Raw genomic sequence first — 24,030 nt, 5'->3', positions numbered from 1 at the left:
TTAATAAATACTTGCATATAAAAATTAAGGCGTTTACATTTGCTACAGAATTTAAAATTTTTAAGCTCATGGGCACAATTAAAAAAGGAATCCTCGGAGGATTCAGCGGAACCGTAGGAACGGTTGTAGGCGCCAACTGGCGCGGAATGGACGTGATTAGAAGCCGTCCGAAATCTTCAGGCAGCAACCCCACTCCTTTGCAGATTTTGCAGAGGCAGAAGTTTGCACTCGCGATGAAATTTCAGAACTCGCTTCGGGAAATGCAAAGCCGTCTGTATGGAGACAATTCGGGCGTAAAATCCCGTGTGAATCTTGCAGCCGGTTATCTCCTGAAGGAAGTGATTACGGAACAGAATGGAGAAATTGTTCTGCAGATGAACAAAGTGCTGATTACGAAAGGCGATCTCACCGGTTTTCAAAACCTGGACAAAACCGCCACCACCGGCGAAAAAATCAATTTCACCTGGGACGACAACAGCAGTCAGGTTTTGGCGAATGCAACCGATCTTTTCTGTACTGCGGTGTACGAAGAAGAATCGGGAGAGTTTTATGTACAGGAAGGTCCGGAAGTGCGCACTGCAGGAGCCGCAACCGTAACACTTCCTGCAGCATGGAACGGAAAAACGGTGCATATTTTTGCGTTCTTCCAGAATGAAGCGCAGGACACCGCCTGCAATTCGGTGTATCTTGACACGTTGACTGTGCTGTAATGAAATCTAAATTTTCAGCACAAAAAATACCGCAGGTCTGCGACCTGCGGTATTTTATTTTACCGTAAAAATTAGTTGCTGTCTCCTCTCATAAATTCATCCACCTCTGCGGCAACATAGAAGATTTTCCCGCGCACTTTTTTAAAGGGGATGGTTCCTTCATCACGCCAACGCTGGAGCGTACGCTGCGAAATATTGAAGAGCTGCATCATATCCGCATTGTCGTAATACTTTCTTTCCAGCGGCTGCTTTTCAGCTATAAACTGTGGTCTTCGGTATCCGGGTCGGTTCTCATTTTTCTTCCGTTCGTTCATAACTGTTTCTTTTCATCAGGCCAACAACAAATGTTTCCTCCTGTGCTTAAATACAAAAATAGTGAATAAAACCATTTTTTTTCGCTGTATGATGTTAATACACAGACTTTAAGCAGGAAAAGTTTTCCACAATAAACCAACAACTGCACTATCAAAGGAATTGCAAGAAAAAAAATGTTAAATCGGCAAGTAATGGGCTATTTCGGTTAAACAGCAGTCAATTTTTATACTATTTAAAATAGATCACCATTAAACACTCGCTCACCAAAAGTTATAGAAGTAAAAGAAAAACAGTATATTACTCCAGAGCACACGCGGATTGTATTGTGGAAAATTCTACAGCTTTATGCAACCCATTACAGAAGTTTTAGAAGGTGTTCCTATTCTGCATCCAACTGATGAGGCAGATGAAACAATGTTGTTTACTATTAAAAGACAGGGAATACTGACGGATACCTCCATCAATCCAAAGCCGCAAAAGATGTACTGCAACGGATTCCTGATGAACAAATCATTCCAGCTGCAACAGTTATTCAATTACCGAAAAATATCATTTATTATCTGAAAACGGTGTGTAAAAATATTCAGTACTCTTTTGGATATTATCTTCCCCATCATTAATCTACCCAAAATTCCCAGCGGAAGTTTGTAGTTCACAATATCGGTCATTTTTACTTTTCCATCGGAGGTTTTCTCGAAACGATGTTCGTGGTGCCACATGGCATAGGGACCGAAACGCTGTTCGTCAACGAAAAATTTCTCTTCTTCAAGATGCGTAATTTCGGTAATCCAGTTGCTGTTTATAAACGGTAAAATGCCGATTTTATAGGTTATGATTTGTCCGGCATAGGTTTTTTCGCCGGGTTGGTTGGTGATGGAGAATTTCATTTCTCCGGGTGTAATTTTATCCAGATTTTTGGGAAGCGTAAAAAAATCCCAGACTTCATCCATCGAAGCATTGATGATCTGCTCCGAAGTAAGTGTATAGATTCCCGACTGTTTTACGATATTAATTTTCATTCTCTACAATTTTTAACATTCATACTCAGGCAATAATTCCATTTACGTCGGAAATATTCAAACAAAACCACACTTCCATACAGCATCGAAAAACAGTAGAAACTGTCTTCCAACGGCATTGTTCCGATGCGGATACCAAGATTTTCAGCGTTATCGTAAAAAACCACAGGTTCTTCGGAATAGGAACCGGTAAGCGCAGAATTCACAAAATAAAACGGAATATAAATGAGGATGAAACTTAATAAAAATCTTCTGATATAAGGCCATTTAAAAACTAATTGAAGGAGCATCAAAATGGTATAAACACCAAAGTTTACTACCGTATAAGTCTTGTCATAGTTGAAAATGGTAACTGTAAGTCCTACCAACATCATAATAATAACCATCAATCTTGATACTTTTTCGGACAATTGAAATTTCGGAAAAAAATATTCCATCGAGTAATGAATAAAATTGCTGGAATAAGGAATGAGCAAAAAAAACATCCATTCTTCTATCGGAAGCTTAAACCAGTTGATACCGACAAGATATTTTTCATTAAAACCCCAAACATTCTCGTAGGCGAAATAAATATCCCACAAAATGAAAAACAGCCCGGTAATGATGATGGACAAAAAATACGGTTTCCAGAAACGGATGAAGTGCATCCACCGCCTTTCAAAACTGAAAAGGAACGGCACTGCAAAACTTGCGATGTTCAGAAAAAGGTAATAATACTTTTCCAAAAATTTAAGAATTTTGAAGTGATGCCCTTGCTTCACGGAAATATTTCAACGGCACAAACAGCATTCCGAAACATTCGCCGTGTTCTTTTCCGAGGTGTTTGTGGTGCATTTTGTGGGCCTTTCTCAGCCCTCTCAAATACCAGTTATTCGTATTGTCAAACCACTTAAAACGGCGGTGAATCAACACATCATGAACCAGAAAATAACAGATTCCGTAGCACAAAATTCCGAGTCCCACGAAAAACATCCAGTTAATTCCGCCCAAAGTTCCGAAATAAAAAAGCGCTATACTCGGAATGGCAAAAACCACAAAAAAGAAATCATTTTTTTCGAAGACGTGCGGATATCCGGGTTGATGATGGTCTTCGTGAAAATACCACCCAAAACCGTGCATCACAAATTTATGCGTCAGCCAGGTTACGCCTTCCATCATCACGAAAACGCTGATGGTGAGCAATATATACAACAGAATTTGCATTGTGCTTAAAGTTTTAAATATTTTTTGATGTAGATTTTTAAATCCTCATCATTCGTGTTTAGATATTCTTTTTCCAGAAAATTGCGGTCTTCAGTAATATTTTGGTTGTATCCCAACATTTTTGGGGTTTTCTCCTGCGAGATTAAACGCATCAGTCTGATTTCAAGATTTTTGGGATCTTTCCGTACCGCATCTTCCAACATTTTTTTTCCCTGCTTAAAATAGGACATTTTTTTCAATGGGTTAATGGCGTGTTTTGCCATAAAAAAATTTCCCACTGCCAAAAATGCTTCATACACAGGTTTTTTCTGAGCCTGCAACTCCTCTGCCGATCTTTTGATCAGTAATTTTGCTGAAGTTTCCGAACTTTCGCCGGTTTTCATCAAGGCGCGGAATTCTTTAAAATTCTGTGAAAAAGACATTACTCCCATCAATAAAAAAGATAATAACAGTGTGCGGCGTATCATAACAAATTAAACTTTTGGTTAATCATCATTTCGCCGAAAAGATAAATTTTTCTTGCGTTGGACACCCGGATTCTTTTCTGTAAAAGAACTTCCGGTTTGCATTTTTTAATTTTTTTAAACAGATTGGTGTAATATTTATACGCCATAAAAACAGCCAGTTTGGAGGAAATGGGAAGCATCTTAATACCAATAAGTGCGTGTTCAAAATCTTGGGCGATGTCCTTTTCGATCTGGCACTTGTCTTCCCTGGAAAAACTTTTAAAATTAACGCCAGGAAAATACATCCGACCCAAATCATTATAATCCGCCGAAATATCGCGTAAAAAATTGATTTTCTGAAAAGCGGCGCCCAAACTTTGCGCATAAGGTTTCAGTTGATCATACTCCGCCGTGTTGCCTTTTACAAAAACCTTAAGACACATTAAACCTACCACTTCTGCACTTCCGTAGATATATTCCTGATATTTTTCATCATTAAAATCCTGAATTTCTCCAAGGTCCATCCGCATCGAATGCAGAAAAGCATCCACAAGTTCCTGAGTAATTCCCATTTGTTTTTGGGTACTGCAGAACGACTGCAAAATAGGATTAAGCGAAATACCGTGCTGAAGCGCTTTTCGGTAACTATCCTCAAATTCCTGCAAAAGTTGGGCTTTATCAAAACCGTGAAAGGTATCCACAATTTCATCGGCCAACCTTACAAAACCGTAGATATTGTAGATGTGCTGACGAATCTCCGGCTTAAACAACGTGGAAGCACGCGAAAAAGAAGTGCTGTATTTTTCGGTGACCATCTTGGAAGCCAATCCTGAAATGTCGTTATATAAATGCAGATTGTTCATACTAAATTTTGTGATTTGGATTTTATTTATGATAGAATCTGTGTTTTGAGGATGTAATCCGTAACAACTTTTCCCGAGATAATTGCGGGCGGAACGCCGGGTCCCGGAACCGTTAACTGACCGGTGTAGAAAAAGTTTTTAATTTTTTTGTTCTTGATGGACGGTCTTAAAATAGAGGTCTGCAACAAAGTATTCGCCAAACCGTAAGCATTTCCACGGCAGGAATTGTAGCGTTCCTTAAAATCGTTCACGCCGAAAGACCTTTTGAACAGCACCGCATCGCGTAAGTTTTCTCCCGTGCATTTTTCGATGCGCTCCATAATGAGTTCAAAATATTTTTCGTGAATTTCTGCATTGTCTTCCAAATCTACCGCTACAGGAATCAGGAAAAAACCGATTTCTTTGCCGTCCGGACAAAGTGAATCATCTGTCTTGCTGGAAAAATTGGCATAGAACAATGGTTTTTTCGGGAACACTTTGGTGTCGTAAATTTCTTGAGCGTGTGCTTCAAAATCCGTATCAAAAAAGAGATTGTGGTGCAGAAGATTTTTGACTTTTCGGTCGAAAGCGACATAGTAAAGAAGTGAGGACGGCGCGAAAGTCTTCTTCATCCAATACTCCTCAGAATAATTTTTATGACCATTCAACAGTTTTTCTGTGTGCGCATAGTCTGCTCCGGAAACCACTACATCAGCTTTGTAAAGGTTTTTTTCAGTCTTTACGATTTCGATTTGGTTATTTTCATATTCAAAAGAAGTTACGGCTTCATTGGTTAAAAATTCAACACCGAGTTCTTTTGCCAATGCTACCATTCCTTTGGCAACCGCATTGAATCCACCTTTCGGATACCACGTTCCCAAACCAAAATCGGCGTGGTTCATAAAATTGTAGAAAGCAGGTGTTTCATTAGGTTTTGCCCCGAGAAACAAGACCGGAAATTCCAAAATACTCCTTAATTTAGGATTTTTGATGTCTTTGCGCACCTGCTGAGAAATATTTTTCACAAAAAGATGAAGTCGCATCGCTGTTTCCGGCGACACCAATTCCAACAGGGAAAGTCCGGGATTATAGACCAAATCCTGCATAGCGATTCTGTAATTTTCCCGTGATTGATTCAGGAATTTTTTAAGATGTTTTCCACTGCCCTTTTCAATGTTTTCAAATGTTTCGACAATTTTTTCGGGCGTATCTTCCACATCAATGTAATCGTCTTTACCAAAAAAAACTCGGTAAGCCGGCGCCAACTTTTCAAGTTGATAATAATCCGACACTTTTTTACCAAAATCGTTAAAAAATCTCTCAAATATATCGGGCATCCAATACCAACTCGGTCCCATATCGAATCGGAAGCCGTCTTTTTCCCAAAGCGAGGCTCTACCACCCAACTGCTCATTTTTCTCCAAAACAGTCACTTTGTGCCCCGCTTTGGCTAGATAACAAGCTGAAGCGATTGAAGAAAAACCGGAGCCAATAATAATTACACTTTTCATAGTAAAAGGCGAAAATTAATGTAGTCCAAAGTTATACTATTTTTTTAAAATGTAAAAAATATTTTACTAAATTTGTTTTACAAAATTTCCAGATGGATTTTACTTTACTTAAAAATATGATTTCCGAATTAGAAATTTTCAGCAATGAAAGCAAATCTGGTTCGATGGAAGATTTTAGAATTTGGCTGAATAAAAAAGCTTATGAAAAAGAAAATCCTCGCCATCTTTTTGAAAAGCACGATTTGCAGGTTAATGATCTGGAAAATGAAATCTGCAAACAGATTTTGTTACTGAACCGTTTCGCCAAACAGATGATTAGGAAAGGTTTGGCAAATTTTCCGCAGTTGGCCAATGAGGAATTCACCTATCTTTACCGCCTTGCCGATTACGATTCCCTTACGAAAATGCAACTCGTGGAAAAAAACGGTCACGAAAAACAAACCGGCATCGAAATCATTAAGAGACTTATTAAAAACGGTTTGGTAGAGGAATACGACGATGCAAAAGACAAACGCACAAAACGCGTGAAAATTACAGAAGCGGGAATGGAACTGTTTAAAAATTCTACGCAGGAAGTAACGACTGTTGCTAAAATTCTTTCGGCAGATTTAACGGATGAGGAAAAAGCAACGCTTTTGATCTCTTTAAAAAAACTGAACGATTTCCACTTTACCATTTACCACGAACACAAGGACAGAAACATTACAGATATTGTAAAACTTACCCGAAAATAATTGTATGAAAAATCTACTGCTGTTTATTTGTTTCATCTTTTCTTTCATGGTAAAGGCACAGGTTGGTTCTGTTAACATCTCCGTATTTGATGAATTTTCCAAAAAACCAGTTGTGGCAAGGGTAATATTAGAAAATTCAGATGCTGAATTTACAGGAAACGGCAATGTAAGAATCTCCGATATTCCTTCCGGAACTTACACTTTTGAAATTTCGGCTACCGGTTATGACACGGGATTCCTCAAAGAAATTAATGTTGTTCCGAACCAAAATCTTACTTTTAGCATTGGACTAAATCAGTCTGCGAAAAATATTGAAGAAGTAGTTTTAACCAAAAAAATCTACAAAACCACGGCGGAAAGTCCTGTTTCCCTCAGAAATATTTCGAGCGAGGAGGTGCAGAAAAATGCAGGTTCAAACAGGGATGTTTCCAAAGCTATTCTAAGTTTTCCGGGCGTTGGAAGCACTGCCACTTTCCGGAACGATCTTTTTATTCGTGGTGGCAGTTCTGCTGAAAATAAATTTTACATTGATGGTATTGAAGTTCCCGTAATCAACCATTTTCAGACACAGGGAGCAAGTGGTGGTCCACGCGGAATTATTACGGTAGATTTTATAAAAGATGTTGATTTTTACAGCGGTGCTTTTCCTGCAAACCGAAACGGTGTGCTTTCCTCACTTTTTGAATTTAGCCTGAAACAGGCAAGGAAAGACAAATTGGGCTACAAAGTTATTTTGGGCTTAGACGATATGCAGATGATGATGGACGGTCCACTTTCTAAAGACCAAAGTTGGAGCGGACTTTTTTCTGTGAGAAAATCCAATCTTCAGATTCTTTTCAAAGCGATAGGTCTTCCATTTCTGCCGAGTTATTATGACGGCACTTTTAAAGTTTCAAAAAAATACAAATCCGGCGACGAGCTGTATTTCATAGGTTTAGGTGCAAAAGATGATTTCAAATTTAATTTTGATGCCAAAAAAACGCTTTACAACCTTACTTTGATAGACCGACTTCCAAATTCGCCACAATGGAATTACACTGTTGGTGCAGGTTACCGGCATTTGGCACCAAACGGCAATTGGCTATTTACTTACAGTAGAAATATGCTCGACAACAGGGCGACAAAGTATTACCGAAATAGACCAACGCCCGAAAATCTGCTCTATAATTATGAATCCCGCGAAGCAGAAAATAAATTCCGAATAGACCGGAATTTTAAATTCAACGATTATCAGTTCAGTGCAGGAACCAATGTCAATTTTGCAAAATATACCAATAATTCCACGATAAAGCAGGTTACACAGAATGCTGTGAACTTTGATGTGGTAGATGCTGAACTTAGTATTCTGCAATACGGAATGTATGTGCAGGCTTCCAAAAAATTGGCAGACAATCTGTTGCAGATTTCTGTGGGAGCACGAATTGACGGCAGTAACTTTTCTGAGGCGACGCAAAATCCACTCAAACAGTTTTCACCACGTATTTCGTTGAGTTACCGTTTTGCACCGCGATGGTCTTTTAATGTGAACAGCGGAATTTATTACCAACTTCCGGCTTATACCGGGCTCGGTTTCAATCTGAATAATGTTTTGGTAAACCAAAAAACCTTGAAATACATAAAAAACCATCATTATGTGGGAGGTTTGGAATTCAACGGTAAAAATAATCTCCGTTTGACCTTGGAAGGTTACTATAAAAAATACCGCAATTATCCCTTTTCGCTGCGCAACCAAATTTCGCTCGCCAATATGGGTGCCGATTTTGGAGTTGTAGGCAATGAACCTTTGGATTCACGAGGTTTTGGGGAAACTTACGGCATCGAATTTTTGGCACAGAAAAGAACGCTCAATAATTTCTACGGCATTTTGGCGTACACGTATGGCTTTTCTAAATTTTCTGACGTTAACGGAAACCTTTTGCCGTCGAGTTGGGATTCAAAACATATTCTGACTTTCACCACCGGTAAATTTTTTAAACGAAATTGGAATCTTGGTGCAAGGTTCAGAATGCAGAGCGGACTTCCGGAAACACCTTACGATTTAAGCAGAAGTGCTTTGGTAACTATTTGGAACGTTTCGAACGGTCCGGTTCAGGATTTTTCTCAACTGAATACTTTAAGGGGAAATGTTGCGCACCAACTCGACCTGAGAGCTGAAAAGAAATGGGTGTTCAAAAAATGGCAGTTCACAACGTATATTGATGTGGTAAATGTGTATGGTTCCCAAAATCCGAGCAATTTACCGGTCGTTAACCTTGAGCGTGACAACAACGACAATGGAATTATTGCCAATCCAACTGCACCGCAGAACGAGCAGTATTACTTTTTGGATACCGGAAAAGCAGACCGAAACACGCCACTTCCCTATTTCGGATTTATTTTTGAATTTTAATGATGACAGAAAAAATCAATATTTTTTGGTTCCGCAGAGATTTGCGCCTGAAAGACAACCACGGTCTCTTTGAGGCTTTGAAAAGGGGTTCAAAAGTTTTGCCTATCTTTATTTTTGATACGGAAATCCTGAACCAACTTGAAGACAAGAGCGATAAGCGTTTGGACTTTATTGTTCAGGCATTGCAACTTTTAAATGAATATCTTTCAAAACAGGGAAAATCCATCAAAATATTGTTTGGCATACCATTGGAAATATTTAAAGAATTGGTGTATGAATATGCTGTTGAAAGTTTTTATTGCAACGAAGACTACGAACCTTATGCGATAAAGAGAGATGAAGAAATCAGGCAATTTTTGAAAGAGAAAGGCATTAAGTTCTACAGTTGTAAAGACCAAGTGATTTTTCAAAAAGATGAAATTCTGAAAGCCGACGGAACGCCTTACACGGTTTACACGCCTTATTCCAAACAGTGGCTATTGCGTTTTACCACCGAACAAATTAAGTCATTTCCCTCCGAAAATTATTTGGAACAACTTGTTGGTTTTCAGCAGGATAAAATTAGTATTGAAGCATTAGGGTTCCAAAAAACTGATTATACCTTTTCTGCTCCTGAAGTGGATAGTAAAATTTTAGAACATTACGGCGAAACGAGAAACTTTCCGTTTTTGGAAACTTCAAAAATGGGCGTTCATCTTCGTTTTGGGACGGTTTCTGTTCGCAAATTAGTTGCTAAAGCCGTTGCTCTGCCCGATGCTGTGTATTTGAAGGAACTCATTTGGCGCGAATTTTTTATGCAGATTCTGTATCATTTTCCGCGCGTTGTAAATAGTGCTTTCAAGGCACAATACGACGAAATAAAATGGCTGAACAACGAAGACGATTTTGAAAAATGGAAAACCGGAAACACCGGATTTCCAATGGTAGATGCAGGAATGCGCGAACTGAACGCCACCGGATTTATGCATAACAGAGTAAGAATGGTTTGCGCGAGTTTCCTTACCAAGCACTTGCTGATTGACTGGCGAATTGGTGAGGCTTATTTTGCCCAAAAATTAATGGATTTCGACCTTTCTGCCAATAACGGAAATTGGCAATGGAGCGCAGGAAGTGGTTGTGATGCGGCACCCTATTTCAGGATTTTTAATCCTATGGAACAGCAGAAAAAATTTGATCCCAACTTCACCTACACCAAAAAATGGATTCCCGAACTGAACACTAACCGTTATGCGAAACCAATGGTTGACCATACTTTTGCAAGAAACAGAGCCCTGGAAGTTTATGGAAATGCCATGAAGTCTAAATAATAAGGATTCTCAATGTCTACTTTCCGATACAAAAAGTGCAATTTCTTTTATTAATGATAGTTTTAGAGTATTGAGGTGTACTAAAGTAGTACATAATTTATAATTATAAAGCTGTTGTGCATTTAGGAATTAAAAAAGAAAAAAGATTGTCCATTTGATTAAAAAAACCGTATATTTAATTGATTACCAACTCATTAAATATGTGAACAATCTTATTCAAAACTACAAAATTATTTTAAAAGAATTGACACACACCTGTAAATATATTACTGCAAGTAAGCAAATTAGGCTTCCAAAAATGTCTGATTTGGAACTTGTGGCACTCAACCTCACCGCAGAATATATGTCTATTAACTCTGAACTACAGTTATTTAGAACGGAATCAGGCTCAGCTGAGGAGCAACCTGCCAGGCATAGGTTGGCCGACGAAATATAGTTTTCAAGGGCATCGCTTTTGGCGGTGCTTTTACTGGTCGGAAGGAGCACTGAATAAAGCTTTTCAGGATAAGGCAAAATCTTTTTTTGAGTAGAACAGATACGAAGTTTTAGAAACAATGGTAGAAAACGGCTACGATCCGGCAGAAGAACTGGAAAAGCATCTGCAGTCAGATATCGTAATCTTAAAACGCGCGATTGAAGACTTTTTCCACGAAGAAGCCGAAGGTTTGGACGTACGATTATTCTCGAACGAAATCGACGTTTCGGAATTGCCGAGCTGCCTACAAAAATGCCTCTTCCGCACGTTGCCAAATAGAAGAATACGGTCTTGGTGAAATCCTTGATGAAGTACTCTCTTTTGGCTGCATTATAGCGGGAGACTGGAAGAAAAATGCGCCATGGAAAAGGAAGAAGTAAAACAGCAAGTAAGAGAGCAGCGAGGCTGCTCTTTTTGTATGAACTAATTTGGGAGATTAGGTTTTATAATTGGCAAAATAAAATCCTGAAATACCGTCTCGCTAAGTTTTATCAGTAATATTCCTCTAATGGTTGAATAGGAAATGGCAGAGATTGCAAAACCTAACTGTGAATTCACCTTAAGCTCCTCCCCATCAGCGTGCGCAAGTTCCTCCAGATTTGAACAACTGTAGATAAGAACAAATTTGTAATTGGCTTTGGCTTCTTCTGAAGATTCAGATTTGGTTAAAATTTCAAAATCAAATTCCGCCCTGATCAACTTCTGCTCCAGATTGAAAGAAATACTGAGCTGGTTTGTAGAACCAAATTCTTTAATTAGACTTTCATCAAAAAATTCGGGTACAAAAATATTTTCGCTGATAATTTTAAACGACTCTAAAGCCAATTTTTCAGCATCAAAAGGGTTAGGCATATCTTACTTTTTCCTCATTTAACCATTGTGTATCTTTAGAATAAGTTTCTTTACGTCGTTCAACGGTGAAACTTACTTCAAGTTTTTCCCATTCGTCTTTAAAGCACGCAGAAAAACGCTTCACCGGAATTTCAATAATAGGCTCTCCCAATTCTGCTTCCAGTTTGGCAATGCTTTTTAGGGTAATGTTTTGATTTCCGCTAAGCCATCGGCTGATTTCCGCAGGTTTTTTATCCATTCCTTCAGCAAGTTCTTTTTGAGAAATTCCCTTATCTCTAAGAATCTGATTGATCCGGATAATTAGATCGGAATATTTTTCCACAAAGATTTTAGTTTCCAATGGTGTTTCGTCTAAAATCTTTTTAAAAATTTTGCTTTTCATTTAGAATAATTCGGTGTAAGGTTTTTCTGTAGTTGTATCAAGAATTTCTCTCTTTTTTGCGCAGAGTTTAATATCTCCGTTATTTAAGGCCATCTGTATTTTATCAGCGTAGTGATTTGCCTCTCTGAAAGCTACTTTCGTTTCTCCATCCTGAGCCGCCCAACTTGTTTTTTCGCCGCCGTTAAACAATATAACACAGGAAGATGATAGGCGCATACAATACAAACGTAGCGGGAAATCTTCTCCAAAATCTACTTCCTCAATTTCAATTTTTGCAGGCGGTGGCAACGCCTGAGCTTTTCGTTCTTCCCTAAAAAAATCATTGATCGCTCCTCTTTTTGTTCCAATGGTATCTGAAATAAATACCGATAATTGCTGAACGTATGGTTTTAACCTATCTGTTTCATAATGTTTCTCAAAAAATTTATCGGTTTCTGAGAGTTCTTCACCATCCAGTTTTACTGTGTAAAACTGACATTTTGGACTTTCGTCATCAAAAATTTCTAGTGCAAAGTTACTCATATAAATTTAAAAAACAAAAAAAATTAACATATATGTTAATTTATGAACAAAAATAGCAATAAAATTCAAAACAAGAAATAGGTTATTCTGACATTAATCCTGCTGCAATTAAGAAAGCAAAAAGCGGCGACCTTTTTCTATAAATTGCACTTGGCAACAGTTCTCTTATTGAAGCGGTACTGAAAGTATCCTGCTGCTTCAATATTTCTAGAAATGTTATACAATCTTCTCTCAAAATCCTTTCAGGCTCGCCGTTATTTCTTGTAGGAGACGAATAAATAATCTCATCATAAGAAACATCCATGAGGTGATAAATTTTTCCTGTAAGTGAAAATATTTCTGTCTTATCTACAAGACTACCGCAGATTTTTAGCCAGAGTTTTTCGGAGGGAACGTTAGAATTCTCCTTTTTAAGTTGGTACTTCATTTATTTGGCGGTTATAAACTTGTAAATATCTTCAGTAAGTTTTACGATATCGCTGTTTTGGCGATATACTTCCCAAGAAATATTTTCACTAAGTAGAAATTCACTTAAAGACCTTTTATTTTTTAAAGTGCCGGACTTTTCATATTCAGATTCATTTAAAATGAAAGTTTTTCTATCCTTTCCAATAATATCACGTAAATCATTAAGCATTTCTCCAATGTATTTTTTCCGATATGTCTTCACATCTATTTTATCTAGAGCTTCATCAATTTTTTGTTGCACAACATCTTTCCCAAGTTTTTCTACAATTTTTTTATTACAGAAACGTATCAAAGTAATTTTCCAAACTTCTGTGGTCAAGAGGTTTTCTATTTCGCGATATCTATGTAGAATTGTAGGAATAAAATTATCTGACTCCGCATCTAATAGTTGTTTTAACCTACGATGTTTTGCCGATCCTACTTGCGCATCATCGCTATCTGCTAACAAGAAAATACGGTTGGAAAGAGCGAGAGCTTTAATATCAGTAGCCATAAGATCTCTTTGCTTTTCTTCATCTACATTATCGGTAAAAAAGTAATGATCCACATTACTTCCAGCATACTCAAAAAAAACAAAATCAATGTCCTCTCTTGGATATTGTTCTCCAAAATAATTACAATATGATTTTAGAAAAGCTTTTATGTAGTTTCTGTCTGAAATGCCCTCAACCCATATACTGCAGTTCGCCATAAAAACGGAGGAATTATTTACACCAAGATCTTTCAACAATTTATTGTCGCCACGATTAACATTGCGGACAATTAATTTTTTGGTTTGATCTTCCTCAACTCGTGAGGAAAAAGAATAGATTGAAACTTTATCATATTCAAGGGTAAGGTCCAAAAAGTGGTTTGAGTGTGTACTAATAAAATAACGTAGGTTTTTTTGCTTTAAAACCGGGTTATTTATGATTTGATTCAAAAAGAGTCTTTGCATCCCCGGATGAAGGTTAATCTCAGGTTCATCAATAAATACGAAAGTATTCTCTTCTGCCATAAATATTTTGTACAATAATATAATCAACGCCTGTATGCCATCTCCAAGCTCATAAAGGTCGCGTGATTCCTTTTCACCTTCTATATGAATACTAATGATTTCCTGCGTGTTATCTCCCTGCTGACTTCTATCTTTATCAAATTCTGCTATGATATCTACAGTCTTTCCACTAAAGAAATTTTCACTGATGAAATTCTCAAATTCCTGAAACATTATTCTGCGTTCCCGCTTTGCATTTCTAGTATTTAGGATATCTTTATGTAAATGCATTCCAGTGAAGATATCCACATATGGTGCGTTATGTTCTGATAAGTCCGAATAATATTGCACAACTGTATTTTTCAAAATATCCTCTTCTATTTTTCTGCTGATAGTAGAGCCTTTCTCATCCTGTTTATGAGTAAATAAACTGTGGGCAATACGAAATGTGGGAATGTAAATTTTTTGTGGCGAGCTAATGGTGGTTACTAAATTTTGATATGAAATTGATCGAAAAAGATTGTGGTTGCTTCTTATAAAATCAAATAAATGTTTAAAGTCTGGTGATTTCGGTAGTTTAATTTCTTGACTTCTGTAAGAATTGTAATTTCTTAACTCATCTTGTGATTTTTGATATAAACAATCATTTAGAAAAAGAAAATCGCTCATTTTTATGAGTTTACGCATAAAACGGCTTTTCCCACTATTATTTGTTCCTATGAAAATATTAATATCGTTGACTTCATCTAATGATTCAAGTGGTTGAATGACGCCAAACTTATCGGTATAATAATCGGTGAAGTTGCCTAATATTAAACTTTTTGTATACATAAACAAATCAATTTTTCCCTTCCAGCGCTTCTCTCAACACCTGTTGCAGCAGTTGGGCATTATAGTTTTGGCTTTCTTTTACCGAGGCTTCGAGATTTTCTAAATGCAAAATAAGTTCTTCATATTTATCTTGAATCTCTTTTCTGATCAAAGGAATCGGCGTTTCTTCAATGGATGAAAGTTTTAAAGAAACATTTGCTGCTCCCTTCATTTTTTCAACAAAGAATGTTTGTTTATAAGTATCTAGATAATGAAACAAAAATTTCATATTAAAAAATGCAGGAAGGTATGTTTGAATACAGCCCAAAATATTTCCAACTGCAAACGAGCCTTCCTGATAATGAATTCGTTTCATACTGGCATGTCCATGCCCTGTGCTCGAAACTAAAGGAATTATTACACTAGGTCCGTCAAAATGAATTTCATTGTGAGATTGTCTTTCTTCACTAGTCACAACAAGTGGAATACTTCCAGATTTCTCTGCTTTTTGAATGCCAATTTTACCCTTTTCAACCTTAAAAATTTCCCCAAGGCGAATAAAAGACAATTCTTCCGGTATATCAAATGGAATTTCTCCCTCGGAAATTGGCGGAAGCTGTTTCCCTTTTTTTATTTTTTTGTCTTTGAGAAGTTGTTCTTTCTCGGCTTTTATTTCCGCCAGTAAATCTGCACCGGTTTTGCCGTCGGATGTTTCGTTGCTTACCAAAGTGCCCTGCATTGCCTCGCGAAGAAAAGCTTGCCTAAGTTGGGAAATCAGGGATAGTTGGTGCGTGAGTTCATAGGAGAGAATATTGGTAGTTTTAGAACTTTCGTGTAAATCTAAAATATGCTTTTCGATTTCAGGGTCAAAATAAAATTCCCTCTTAAAATCTTCATTTTTCAAATCGTTCAGAAAAGAAATAATCCCAATCTGAATGTCTTTCGGAGGAATAGAAACTTTAATTTTTTCAATCTGTTTTGGACTTACATTGGGAATTGCAGCACCCCAAGCCAAGTTTTTTATTGTATTGGCAACACTTTTTGCAAGCCAGTAAACATATTCTTTCTCAAAAATATTTTCATCAAGAACTTCAAACTTTCCGACACGCTGATTTAAATAAATCTTCCCAAGACCGCCTTGAACAATTCCAAGTTTTGCAATAGTTCCACCTGTCAAGCAAATAATGATATCTCCTTCTTCTAGTAAAAATTTTTGTAGAGATGCATCTTCATCATAAAAAACACAGGAAGACAAATCAATTCTTTCGTTGTTAAAATCAGAAATCCTTATGATAGGAATTCCGCTTTTTTTATAAGAAGAGGTTTTAAATGCGAATCCACCTGCAATCTTTATGAAATTTGCTAATGGTTCGGGAGAATACTTTTTTCCAAGTTCTTTATTGATAATCGACATATAAAAACCTACATTTTCAAAAAACAGTTTTTGCGATTTATCTATTTCAGAATTAATTGTGATTTTTCTGCCTCTACTCATTCTGCTGTAGCCATTTTAAGTTTCGCCAGCAAATCTTCAGATTTATGGAAAGAATCCGACAGTTTCTGCATCAGTTCAGCAGAAGTATGTTCTATAGTTTCCTCGGTTTTGTTCGGGTTTTTAATGTCCAAATCAAAATTGCGGGCTTTCAAAGTTTCAATATCAACTTTCCAGCAGATGTCACTTTCGGTGCGGTTGTTCCACCACAGTTTTATCGGCTCAAATTCTTCTTCTCGGATGGGTTTGGTTTTGCTGTAAGATTTTTGTCCTTCCGGTAAGCGGTGTTCGTAATACCAGACTTCCTGCGTGGCAAAACCTGCGGTTTCGTTGTTGTGATGCAGTTTTTCGAAAAACAGAAGATTGGTCGCTACCGTTGCATACGGCTGAAAGACCGAGTTCGGCAAACGGATAATGGTATGAAGGCGGCAGTCTTTCAACAGTTTTTCGCGCACCCGCATTTTCACGCCGTCTCCGGTAAGTGAACCGTCGGGCAAAACAATTCCGGCTCTTCCACCCACTTTCAGCAAATGAATCATCAGAATCAGAAACAGATCTGCAGATTCCTTAGTGCGGTAACTCTGCGGAAAATTGTTTTCGTTGCTGTTCGCCACAATGCCTCCAAATGGCGGATTGGCTTCAATAATATCCACACGGTCTATTTCGCGGTATTGTGATAAAGGCTGATCGAGAGAATCGCGGTAAGTAATATCGGGAACTTCAATATCGTGAAGAATGAGATTGGTGGTTGCCAAAAGATACGGCAACGGTTTGTATTCCCACCCTTTGATGCTTTCCTGCAAAATTTTATGGTCTTCCACACTTTTAACCTGTGCCGAAAGATGTTCGATAACGCCGGTAAGATAGCCGCCGGTTCCGCAAGCCGGATCCAGCACTTTTTCACCGAGTTTGGGATCGATCATTTTCGTGATGAACTGCGTGATGGCTCTCGGGGTATAAAATTCTCCCGATTTTCCGGCGCTCTGCAGGTCCTTGAGTAAAGTTTCGTACACATCGCCAAAATCGTGGCGGTCTTTAGACGAGTTGAAGTCGATCTCGTTGAGTTTGTTCAGCACTTTGCGGATGTTGATGCCGCTTTTCATATAGTTGTTGTTGCCGGCAAAAACCTCATGCACAATCACGGCACGCTGATTTCCGGTGCTTAAGTCGATGTCGCGCAGTGCAGGAAAGAGTTTTCGGTCGATAAATTCAAGCAGTTCGTCACCTGTTAAACCTTCATCATCTGCTGCCCAGTTTTCCCAGCGGAATTCGGCAGGAATGGGCGATTCGTAATTTTCCTGCATCAGTTCCAGTTCCTGATCTTTGTCGCAGAATACTTTCAGGAAAAGCATCCAGCCCAATTGTTCCAGCCGCTGTGCGTCGCCGTTCAGACCGCTGTCCTGCCACATTATTTTTCGGATGGATTCTAAAACTCCGGATATGCTCATGAGATTTTTATTTGAGTTAGATAGTTATGTATTGTTTCTGCAACTGCAACTTCATCTAAATTTAAATCAAAAAAGTTTTTACTTTCATTTAAAAGGACATAACCACGATGATTCCTTGCAAAACTGTAATTTTTGATAAGCTGTGTCTTACTTAAGACTTCGTTATTGCTGCTTCTCCCTCTTTCAAAAATATCTACAGTTAGTTTATCATAATCGACGTTAATATCAACGGCAATCTTTGAATCTTCTATAAGGAAATCATAAACAATTACATAACGTTCATATCGCCAAACTTTAACCAATGCATCTTCAAAATTAATTCTTTGACTTAATTGGTTTACAGTTCTATAGAGGCTGTTTTCCAGTTTCACTTTCTCGTTTTGTAGTTCAGTTATAGTTTCTGAATTGTCCATTAGAAAAGCAAACATCTCTTTGTTGATCTCTTCCATTTTGAAATGATTTTCAATAGTTTTCATGTAATCCAGTAAAAAAGCAAGATAGTTGCTTTCTCCTTTTAAGATGTATTGACCTAAGTTACTTTTAACTTTTTCAAAAAATTCTTCATAGGTTATACTTACGAAACTTCCTATAACGTTTTCTTTCTTTAATGACAAAACAACATGAAAAGTTTTGTTACCAAAGAATTTTCTATTAATATCAGCTTCGTAAATTTCTAAATCGTTGTGTAACCAATGAAATATTTTATTTTCAATACTAACGCACATCTCAGGGCATTCGACAAGAATATCAATACGCTTTAAGTTGCTGATACCATATTCCCTATAGATATTATTAGTTTTTAACTGATAGGCTGTTTCATCAAATCCTTCAATGCATTGCAAAAGAGATTTTAGAACCAAATCATTTAGCTTATGTTTTTGATTTGTATTCAGGAAAAAACTCAGGATATTGCTACTAACATTTTCAAAATGTGGGTAGCCTGCAATTTCCATATAGGTTGGTGCATTTACTTCAATTTTATTTATTTTTCTAAAATTGAGAAGCATTTTTTCATATTTAATAAAATGTAAAGATGATTTTTCTGCTACTTTCATTTTCTGAGTTTAAACATATTTAATGCCCGCTTCTTCCGAGCATTGGTTTATAATTTTTGTGTAAGGCGGTTTCGAGAATTTCCAGTATATCGGTTTCAATGTCTTCATCGGGCATCTCTACAAACGCGTAATGAATTTCAAGTTTCGCATCTTTCAGATAATTGTCTTCTCCCCAAAATTTCAACTGTAAGGCATAAGTTGAAGGGTTTGCAAGACCTAGATGAGCCTCAATCCTTTTCTTCATATTCCCTTTGGATTTACCTATGTAAAGAATTCTGTTTTCACCTACACAATTTTTCTCATTAACTTTTGGAAATTTGTATTTCCTTTTATTTTTCTTAAACGAATTTACCTTGCTGCAAATTTTTTCAGGTTTTATACTGCAATTTTCAGATAAGGCAATCATATAAATACCGTTGCTTTTATCCAATATTTTTAAATGAGATTCTTGGTAGTCAACGAAGTCTAACTTTATTTTTTGAAAAGATATGCCTTCTGAATATTTGGCAACCCTTTCTAATGTTGCTGTAAGATTTTCGATGTAACTTTTTGCAGCATTTTTTATATCAATCATTTTCCTCTTGCTACAGCGTTTTCTATTTTTCCTTCTTTAAACTCATAATGTTCTGCCATCCATCCGAAATAATCAAATTCCTTAATTTTCCATTTGCCTTTTTTATACTCAAAACCGTAGTCAGTCCGGCACTCATTCTCTCTAAACTGAACCGAAATCAGCAATCTGTCCTTTTCAAAAAACTCAAGTGGTTTGTCAAAAATATTCTGTTCGTTAAGCTTCTTCAAAAGTATCTTGGGATTATCGGGATTGTTAATTTGAAGGAGCGTTTCCCAAGAAATAGGCTGTCCCACAATTATTTCTCCTTTTTCGGGATTATACCGGAACAGCATCCAATAATGCTTCAAATTTTCAACATTTGAAACTTTGCAGGTGCACAAGACAATTTTATCTGAGACCGAACACATATTTACGCAAACGAATAAATTTCATCTTCCAGTTCACGCACAGCCTGCAGATACTGATCTTTCCCACCAAAAGATTTTACAATTTCGAGTGGCGAACCAAAATCTGAAAGCGGATTCAGTTTCAGCACTTCCATACTTTCAATATTTTCGATACCTTCATCGGCGTATTTTTCGATAAGTGCTTCAATCACTGCTCTTGCTTTTTCGCCGTATTTTGTAAAATAGTTGCGCTTCTTCACATTGTTGGCTCGTTCTTTCCGTGTCAACGGCTTTTGGTCGAAGGCAACGTGGCAAATAATATCGAACAGATCGCATTCGCGGTTTACGGCTTTCAGCAGTTCTTCAACGGGAATTCCCTGCTCATTCAGTTCCTCAATGAGAGCTTCCTTACGGTCGGCTGATTTCCAAAGGTTCAGAAATTGGTCGAGCGATTCATACTTTTCACTTAACAGCGACTTGGTATAGTCTTTCATGCTCATCGTGACAGGTTTTCCATCCTTGTCGAAATACATTTCACGGGAATTTAAGATGGTGACGTCCACACCGTTGATATAGATTTTCTGAAGTTTTGTTTTTTTCTTTGTGAATGGATCATCATTACCGTAATTTTCGGGTGGATCTTTTACAACGGGTTTTTCGACATCATTAGGTTCATCATCTTCAGCAGGATCGTTATCGCCTGTAATTGGTTCATCACCTTTAATTTCCTTAATCCTCACCGGATCGCCATCAAAATCTTTATCTGCGAATTTGTCCGTCGCATTGCGGAAATCCATAATGGTAAAATACAGTTTTCCGAACTCTTCGTTCACTCTTGTTCCACGCCCCACAATCTGTTTAAACTTCGTCATTGAACCGATTTCCGTATCCAAAACAATCAGTTTACACGTTTGGGCATCAACTCCGGTCGTCATCAGTTCGGAAGTGGTGGCAATAACGGGATAAGTCTGTTCGGGATCAATAAAATTATCGAGTTCGCGTTTACCTTCATCATTGTCACCTGTAATCCGCATCACATATTTATGATTTTGCCCTACCAAATCCGAATTCAGATTGGCCAAAGCGGAGCGCATTCTTTCCGCATGATCCACATCGCGGCAAAAGACGATAGTTTTTTGGAAACGCCCGGAATTTTTAAGAAACTCTGTCACTTTTTGAGCAACAATTTGTGTTCTTTCGTCTATAACCAAATTGCGGTCATAATCTTTGCGATTGTAGATTCGATCTTCAACAATATTTCCGTCTTTGTCTTTCTTATTCTTATCAGGTCTATAACCTTCTAAATCCACATCAATACTTACTCTCACAACTTGATAAGGTGCAAGAAATCCGTCTTCGATACCTTGTTTTAAAGTGTAAGTATAAATTGGTTCTCCAAAATATTCAGAATTACTGATTGTGTCCGTTTCTTTTGGAGTCGCAGTTAAACCGATTTGAGTGGCGGATTCAAAATAGGTTAAAACTTCACGCCAAGCAGAATCTTCATTTGCACTTCCACGATGACATTCGTCGATCACAATTAAATCGAAAAAGTCTTTGCTAAACTGCTTAAAAATATTTTTTTCTTCCTCCGTTCCGGTCAATCCTTGATAAATTGCCAAGTAAACTTCATAAGATTTATCGACCTGCCTTTTTTGAACAATCGTCATTTTATCTTTGAAGTGCTTAAAATCCCCACGTTTAGTTTGGTCAATCAAAGCATTTCGATCCGCCAAAAACAAAATTCGCTTCTTCGTTTTTGACTTCCAAAGTCGATGAACAATTTGGAATGCCGTATAAGTTTTACCAGTTCCTGTCGCCATTACTAAAAGGATTCTATTTTGTCCTTTCGCAATGGCTTCAAGCGTTAAATTAACTGCATTTTGTTGATAATATCTTGGAGATCTTCCTGAACCGTCAAAGAAATAATCTTGCTCCACAACCTTTTTTGCTTCATTAGTTGCAATGCCTTTGTGTTTCAAGTATTTTTCCCATAAAACTTCGGGAGATGGAAAATCAGTTAATTCAATTTCACTTTCAAGATTTTCGGAATTTGTTTTATCGTGAAATAAAAATCGATCTCCATTCGTAGAAAAGACAAAAGGTAAATCCAAAATATCGGCATACTCTAAAGCTTGTTGCATTCCAGCTCCCACGGAATGGTTATTTTCTTTAACCTCAATAATCCCAATTGGAATATTGGGTTTGTAATAGAGTATGTAATCTGCCCTTTTCCTTTTTCCTCTCGTAGAAAGCTTTCCACGAATAATAATTCTACCATCTGTAAAATTAACTTCCTCTTTGAATTGACGAAATTTATCCCACTCTGAATTTTCAAGAGCGGGAGTTATGAATTTCGTGCAAATATCTCTTTCAGAGAGTAATTTTTTATCCATTCAATAAAATGATAGAATTTCAAATTTAAGAATTTTTATTTTCTTTTGATTGACTTTTGTTTATAAATGTATGCAATAGATTATTTATTTATATATTTACATAATTATATATTTATATAAATGGCAAAAACAATTTTAATTACCCATCAAAAAGGCGGTGTTGGCAAATCTACACTTACATTCAATTTGGCTACAAACTTAAGAGAAAATGCAAAAGTTTGTATTGTTGATATGGACAGGCAAGGGTCGTTAATGAACATTAAAGAACTTTCAGAAGTTCCGATTTTTTCTGGTTTTGATTTAAAGAAAATTCAAAAAGAGGATTACGATTTTATATTCATTGATACTCCACCTTATTTGACGGACAAACTTTCGGAATTATGTAAACTTTCCGACGTCATCATCATCCCAACCAAAGCTGGAGTTTTAGATTTACTGGCGATAAGATCAACCGTTGAAATTGTGAAAGATTCTGGAAACGAAAAGAAGGCGATTATTGTTTTCAATATGGTAAAACCAAACACAACACTTACCAAAGAGATAAAAAATCAGTTACAGGAATATGATGTAAAAGTTTCTAAAAATATGATTTCTGATTTGGTTGCATTTTCAAGATCGGTTTTAATAAATGGTGTGGAAGATCATAATAAAGCCCAAAAGCAAATCGATAATCTCACCAAAGAAATCCTCACACTTTCAATTCAAAAATAATATATAATTATATATTTATATAAATATGGCAAAGCAAGATTTTTCAGCGTTAATAGGCAAAGCAAAGGCTTCACAAATAAAAACACCGACGCAAAAAGTCGTATCCATTAAGGAAAAAAAAGAGGAAGTGTTGTTCTCTTTGCATATTCCCAAAGAACGCATGAAGCAACTTAAGCTTCTTTCTGCAGAACAAGGCAAGAGTTTAAAGGAGCTGATTAATTCAGCGATTGAAAAGACCTATTTCTAACTTAGAACAACGTAAGATTGCCCTCCAAATTCGTCAAGTTTTCTGCTTCCAATTCGGGGTTGTAATAGGGGAAAAGAAAATCTTCTACCGGAACATCATCAAGCCATCGGTATTGGTTGGATTTTGATAGCAGAATCGGCATTCTCTTTTTGGTGTTGTGGATTTCTGCCATCAAAGGATTGGCATCTGTCGTTCCCACGGTGACCGTCATTACTTCTTCATCATTGGCCGGATTTCTCCATAGGTTGTAAATCCCGCCAAGTGCAAAAAGAGGCTGATCTTTAACTTTAATAAGATAATTGTCCTTTTGCTTTCCTTTAGAATCAAGATGTTTCCATTCGTGGAAGGCATTCACAAGAATTAAACAGCGGTTGTTAACCGAATTTTTGTATGAAGGTTTATCGTGTACCTCCTCCATGCGGGCATTAAGGGTTTTCTTGGCGAAGCTAGTTTCTTTAGACCAGGACGGAAGAAATCCCCACTGCGCAGGGATAATCCTATCCGTGTTTTCGTCCAGGATTACGGGAACTTTAGGATTGGCAAAGCCATTAATGCGGAATTCCCGATGGTAAGGCTCTCCCACGTATTCTGCACCGAAATATTCTTCAAGTTCCTGTGCTTCCGAAAGCAGTGAAATATAGTTGCACATCGTATTAATTTTTCATACAATACTACTAATTAGTCGTTCCTTAACAAAACCCACTTTTTAATTTATTTTTAAAAACAGGATTAGAAAACAGCATAATTTGTATCTTATAAA

The 24,030-nt window shown here is 37.2% G+C and carries 27 protein-coding genes and 1 pseudogene; 9 read left to right on the top strand and 19 right to left on the bottom strand.

Translation table 11 applies throughout. The annotated features are described in order from the left end of the window. Positions 1-68 precede the first annotated feature (68 nt). Positions 69-710 carry a DUF6266 family protein gene (locus tag Q0252_RS02665; protein ID WP_297983485.1) on the top strand — a complete coding sequence of 214 codons (642 nt, stop codon included), beginning with the start codon at positions 69-71 and terminating at the stop codon, positions 708-710. 71 nt (positions 711-781) lie between these two features. Here Q0252_RS02665 and Q0252_RS02660 read toward each other — a convergent pair whose 3' ends face one another. Then, complete coding sequence (locus Q0252_RS02660; protein WP_297983482.1) at positions 782-1,024, bottom strand: helix-turn-helix domain-containing protein; 243 nt, start codon at positions 1,022-1,024, stop codon at positions 782-784. 346 nt (positions 1,025-1,370) lie between these two features. On the opposite strand from Q0252_RS02660, the gene Q0252_RS02655 reads away from it, so the two are divergent. Continuing rightward, on the top strand, positions 1,371-1,589 hold the full coding sequence (locus Q0252_RS02655; RefSeq protein ID WP_297983479.1) for a hypothetical protein: 219 nt from the start codon (positions 1,371-1,373) through the stop codon (positions 1,587-1,589). Here the strand turns inward: Q0252_RS02655 and Q0252_RS02650 are convergent. From Q0252_RS02650 to Q0252_RS02625, 6 genes are read right to left on the bottom strand one after another with little or no spacing between them, the layout of a single operon-like run. Continuing rightward, positions 1,562-2,044, bottom strand: coding sequence for an SRPBCC family protein (locus Q0252_RS02650; RefSeq protein ID WP_297983476.1), 483 nt, complete (start codon positions 2,042-2,044; stop codon positions 1,562-1,564). The two genes, Q0252_RS02655 and Q0252_RS02650, sit on opposite strands and share 28 nt — an antisense overlap. Next, positions 2,041-2,769 (bottom strand): lycopene cyclase domain-containing protein, encoded by a 729-nt coding sequence (locus tag Q0252_RS02645; RefSeq protein WP_297983474.1) that lies wholly within the window; start codon positions 2,767-2,769, stop codon positions 2,041-2,043. The genes Q0252_RS02650 and Q0252_RS02645 overlap by 4 nt, the downstream gene beginning before the upstream one ends. Before the next feature lie 4 nt (positions 2,770-2,773). Continuing rightward, on the bottom strand, positions 2,774-3,247 hold the full coding sequence (locus tag Q0252_RS02640) for a sterol desaturase family protein (RefSeq protein WP_297983471.1): 474 nt from the start codon (positions 3,245-3,247) through the stop codon (positions 2,774-2,776). Between the two features lie 5 nt (positions 3,248-3,252). After that, positions 3,253-3,669 (bottom strand): hypothetical protein, encoded by a 417-nt coding sequence (locus Q0252_RS02635; RefSeq protein WP_297983468.1) that lies wholly within the window; start codon positions 3,667-3,669, stop codon positions 3,253-3,255. Positions 3,670-3,710: 41 nt separating this feature from the next. Continuing rightward, positions 3,711-4,556: a phytoene/squalene synthase family protein gene (locus Q0252_RS02630; protein ID WP_297983465.1), complete on the bottom strand. Its 846-nt coding sequence runs from the start codon at positions 4,554-4,556 to the stop codon at positions 3,711-3,713. A 26-nt stretch (positions 4,557-4,582) separates the two neighbouring features. Further along, positions 4,583-6,046 carry an NAD(P)/FAD-dependent oxidoreductase gene (locus Q0252_RS02625; RefSeq protein WP_297983463.1) on the bottom strand — a complete coding sequence of 488 codons (1,464 nt, stop codon included), beginning with the start codon at positions 6,044-6,046 and terminating at the stop codon, positions 4,583-4,585. Positions 6,047-6,138: 92 nt separating this feature from the next. Between Q0252_RS02625 and Q0252_RS02620 the strand changes: the two genes are divergently transcribed. The 5 genes and pseudogenes from Q0252_RS02620 to Q0252_RS02600 all read left to right on the top strand — a co-directional run bounded on the left by Q0252_RS02620 (position 6,139) and on the right by Q0252_RS02600 (position 11,249). Continuing rightward, positions 6,139-6,780 carry a winged helix DNA-binding protein gene (locus Q0252_RS02620; protein ID WP_297983461.1) on the top strand — a complete coding sequence of 214 codons (642 nt, stop codon included), beginning with the start codon at positions 6,139-6,141 and terminating at the stop codon, positions 6,778-6,780. A gap of 4 nt (positions 6,781-6,784) precedes the next feature. Next, on the top strand, positions 6,785-9,169 hold the full coding sequence (locus tag Q0252_RS02615) for a TonB-dependent receptor (protein ID WP_297983458.1): 2,385 nt from the start codon (positions 6,785-6,787) through the stop codon (positions 9,167-9,169). Continuing rightward, entirely contained in the window at positions 9,169-10,476 is a 1,308-nt protein-coding gene (locus tag Q0252_RS02610) for a deoxyribodipyrimidine photo-lyase (protein WP_367174808.1), read from the top strand. Before Q0252_RS02615 ends, Q0252_RS02610 begins: the two co-directional genes overlap by 1 nt. Positions 10,477-10,741: 265 nt before the next feature. Continuing rightward, positions 10,742-10,852: pseudogene (locus Q0252_RS02605) on the top strand (IS982 family transposase); the annotation flags it as partial. A gap of 178 nt (positions 10,853-11,030) precedes the next feature. Next, positions 11,031-11,249, top strand: a complete 219-nt coding sequence (locus Q0252_RS02600) for a hypothetical protein (protein ID WP_185126936.1) — start codon at positions 11,031-11,033, stop codon at positions 11,247-11,249. A gap of 125 nt (positions 11,250-11,374) precedes the next feature. Here Q0252_RS02600 and Q0252_RS02595 read toward each other — a convergent pair whose 3' ends face one another. From Q0252_RS02595 to hsdR, 11 genes are all read right to left on the bottom strand, one after another. Beyond that, positions 11,375-11,803: a hypothetical protein gene (locus tag Q0252_RS02595; protein ID WP_239284225.1), complete on the bottom strand. Its 429-nt coding sequence runs from the start codon at positions 11,801-11,803 to the stop codon at positions 11,375-11,377. Further along, a complete protein-coding gene (locus Q0252_RS02590; protein WP_095069485.1) occupies positions 11,796-12,185 on the bottom strand; it encodes a helix-turn-helix transcriptional regulator in 390 nt (129 codons plus the stop codon). The genes Q0252_RS02595 and Q0252_RS02590 overlap by 8 nt, the downstream gene beginning before the upstream one ends. After that, entirely contained in the window at positions 12,186-12,707 is a 522-nt protein-coding gene (locus Q0252_RS02585) for a hypothetical protein (RefSeq protein WP_297983449.1), read from the bottom strand. Positions 12,708-12,789: 82 nt separating this feature from the next. Next, positions 12,790-13,134 carry a hypothetical protein gene (locus tag Q0252_RS02580; protein ID WP_297983446.1) on the bottom strand — a complete coding sequence of 115 codons (345 nt, stop codon included), beginning with the start codon at positions 13,132-13,134 and terminating at the stop codon, positions 12,790-12,792. Continuing rightward, entirely contained in the window at positions 13,135-14,982 is a 1,848-nt protein-coding gene (locus tag Q0252_RS02575; protein WP_297983443.1) for an AAA family ATPase, read from the bottom strand. A 7-nt stretch (positions 14,983-14,989) separates the two neighbouring features. Continuing rightward, complete coding sequence (locus Q0252_RS02570; protein WP_297983441.1) at positions 14,990-16,456, bottom strand: restriction endonuclease subunit S; 1,467 nt, start codon at positions 16,454-16,456, stop codon at positions 14,990-14,992. Next, positions 16,453-17,901: an N-6 DNA methylase gene (locus Q0252_RS02565; protein ID WP_297983438.1), complete on the bottom strand. Its 1,449-nt coding sequence runs from the start codon at positions 17,899-17,901 to the stop codon at positions 16,453-16,455. Before Q0252_RS02565 ends, Q0252_RS02570 begins: the two co-directional genes overlap by 4 nt. After that, positions 17,898-18,956 (bottom strand): PD-(D/E)XK nuclease family protein, encoded by a 1,059-nt coding sequence (locus tag Q0252_RS02560; RefSeq protein ID WP_297983435.1) that lies wholly within the window; start codon positions 18,954-18,956, stop codon positions 17,898-17,900. The genes Q0252_RS02565 and Q0252_RS02560 overlap by 4 nt, the downstream gene beginning before the upstream one ends. Positions 18,957-18,975: 19 nt before the next feature. Then, positions 18,976-19,530 carry a hypothetical protein gene (locus Q0252_RS02555; protein WP_194739502.1) on the bottom strand — a complete coding sequence of 185 codons (555 nt, stop codon included), beginning with the start codon at positions 19,528-19,530 and terminating at the stop codon, positions 18,976-18,978. After that, complete coding sequence (locus Q0252_RS02550) at positions 19,527-19,862, bottom strand: hypothetical protein (protein ID WP_297983431.1); 336 nt, start codon at positions 19,860-19,862, stop codon at positions 19,527-19,529. The genes Q0252_RS02555 and Q0252_RS02550 overlap by 4 nt, the downstream gene beginning before the upstream one ends. A 77-nt stretch (positions 19,863-19,939) precedes the next feature. After that, a complete protein-coding gene (gene hsdR, locus Q0252_RS02545; RefSeq protein ID WP_194739500.1) occupies positions 19,940-22,312 on the bottom strand; it encodes an EcoAI/FtnUII family type I restriction enzme subunit R in 2,373 nt (790 codons plus the stop codon). 120 nt (positions 22,313-22,432) lie between these two features. Between hsdR and Q0252_RS02540 the strand changes: the two genes are divergently transcribed. Continuing rightward, positions 22,433-23,023, top strand: coding sequence for a ParA family protein (locus tag Q0252_RS02540; RefSeq protein WP_297983426.1), 591 nt, complete (start codon positions 22,433-22,435; stop codon positions 23,021-23,023). A gap of 25 nt (positions 23,024-23,048) precedes the next feature. Then, positions 23,049-23,270, top strand: coding sequence for a hypothetical protein (locus Q0252_RS02535; RefSeq protein WP_297983424.1), 222 nt, complete (start codon positions 23,049-23,051; stop codon positions 23,268-23,270). Between the two features lies 1 nt (position 23,271). Here the strand turns inward: Q0252_RS02535 and Q0252_RS02530 are convergent, their stop codons facing one another. Beyond that, positions 23,272-23,919 (bottom strand): SOS response-associated peptidase, encoded by a 648-nt coding sequence (locus Q0252_RS02530; RefSeq protein WP_297983422.1) that lies wholly within the window; start codon positions 23,917-23,919, stop codon positions 23,272-23,274. Positions 23,920-24,030: the final 111 nt, after the last annotated feature.

Source organism: uncultured Chryseobacterium sp. (assembly GCF_936933875.1).
Lineage (GTDB): Bacteria > Bacteroidota > Bacteroidia > Flavobacteriales > Weeksellaceae > CAKZIK01.
This window is presented reverse-complemented; position numbering and strand designations above follow the sequence as displayed.

Excerpts from the sequence above, each read along its gene's own strand:
- Q0252_RS02665 (WP_297983485.1), top strand. The coding sequence starts at position 69 with ATGGGCACAATTAAAAAAGGAATCCTCGGAGGATTCAGCGGAACCGTA.
- Q0252_RS02660 (WP_297983482.1), bottom strand. The coding sequence starts at position 1,024 with ATGAACGAACGGAAGAAAAATGAGAACCGACCCGGATACCGAAGACCA.
- Q0252_RS02655 (WP_297983479.1), top strand. The coding sequence starts at position 1,371 with ATGCAACCCATTACAGAAGTTTTAGAAGGTGTTCCTATTCTGCATCCA.
- Q0252_RS02650 (WP_297983476.1), bottom strand. The coding sequence starts at position 2,044 with ATGAAAATTAATATCGTAAAACAGTCGGGAATCTATACACTTACTTCG.
- Q0252_RS02640 (WP_297983471.1), bottom strand. The coding sequence starts at position 3,247 with ATGCAAATTCTGTTGTATATATTGCTCACCATCAGCGTTTTCGTGATG.
- Q0252_RS02635 (WP_297983468.1), bottom strand. The coding sequence starts at position 3,669 with ATGTCTTTTTCACAGAATTTTAAAGAATTCCGCGCCTTGATGAAAACC.
- Q0252_RS02630 (WP_297983465.1), bottom strand. The coding sequence starts at position 4,556 with ATGAACAATCTGCATTTATATAACGACATTTCAGGATTGGCTTCCAAG.
- Q0252_RS02625 (WP_297983463.1), bottom strand. The coding sequence starts at position 6,046 with ATGAAAAGTGTAATTATTATTGGCTCCGGTTTTTCTTCAATCGCTTCA.
- Q0252_RS02620 (WP_297983461.1), top strand. The coding sequence starts at position 6,139 with ATGGATTTTACTTTACTTAAAAATATGATTTCCGAATTAGAAATTTTC.
- Q0252_RS02615 (WP_297983458.1), top strand. The coding sequence starts at position 6,785 with ATGAAAAATCTACTGCTGTTTATTTGTTTCATCTTTTCTTTCATGGTA.
- Q0252_RS02610 (WP_367174808.1), top strand. The coding sequence starts at position 9,169 with ATGATGACAGAAAAAATCAATATTTTTTGGTTCCGCAGAGATTTGCGC.
- Q0252_RS02600 (WP_185126936.1), top strand. The coding sequence starts at position 11,031 with ATGGTAGAAAACGGCTACGATCCGGCAGAAGAACTGGAAAAGCATCTG.
- Q0252_RS02595 (WP_239284225.1), bottom strand. The coding sequence starts at position 11,803 with ATGCCTAACCCTTTTGATGCTGAAAAATTGGCTTTAGAGTCGTTTAAA.
- Q0252_RS02590 (WP_095069485.1), bottom strand. The coding sequence starts at position 12,185 with ATGAAAAGCAAAATTTTTAAAAAGATTTTAGACGAAACACCATTGGAA.
- Q0252_RS02585 (WP_297983449.1), bottom strand. The coding sequence starts at position 12,707 with ATGAGTAACTTTGCACTAGAAATTTTTGATGACGAAAGTCCAAAATGT.
- Q0252_RS02580 (WP_297983446.1), bottom strand. The coding sequence starts at position 13,134 with ATGAAGTACCAACTTAAAAAGGAGAATTCTAACGTTCCCTCCGAAAAA.
- Q0252_RS02575 (WP_297983443.1), bottom strand. The coding sequence starts at position 14,982 with ATGTATACAAAAAGTTTAATATTAGGCAACTTCACCGATTATTATACC.
- Q0252_RS02570 (WP_297983441.1), bottom strand. The coding sequence starts at position 16,456 with ATGAGTAGAGGCAGAAAAATCACAATTAATTCTGAAATAGATAAATCG.
- Q0252_RS02565 (WP_297983438.1), bottom strand. The coding sequence starts at position 17,901 with ATGAGCATATCCGGAGTTTTAGAATCCATCCGAAAAATAATGTGGCAG.
- Q0252_RS02560 (WP_297983435.1), bottom strand. The coding sequence starts at position 18,956 with ATGAAAGTAGCAGAAAAATCATCTTTACATTTTATTAAATATGAAAAA.
- Q0252_RS02555 (WP_194739502.1), bottom strand. The coding sequence starts at position 19,530 with ATGATTGATATAAAAAATGCTGCAAAAAGTTACATCGAAAATCTTACA.
- Q0252_RS02550 (WP_297983431.1), bottom strand. The coding sequence starts at position 19,862 with ATGCTGTTCCGGTATAATCCCGAAAAAGGAGAAATAATTGTGGGACAG.
- hsdR (WP_194739500.1), bottom strand. The coding sequence starts at position 22,312 with ATGGATAAAAAATTACTCTCTGAAAGAGATATTTGCACGAAATTCATA.
- Q0252_RS02540 (WP_297983426.1), top strand. The coding sequence starts at position 22,433 with ATGGCAAAAACAATTTTAATTACCCATCAAAAAGGCGGTGTTGGCAAA.
- Q0252_RS02535 (WP_297983424.1), top strand. The coding sequence starts at position 23,049 with ATGGCAAAGCAAGATTTTTCAGCGTTAATAGGCAAAGCAAAGGCTTCA.
- Q0252_RS02530 (WP_297983422.1), bottom strand. The coding sequence starts at position 23,919 with ATGTGCAACTATATTTCACTGCTTTCGGAAGCACAGGAACTTGAAGAA.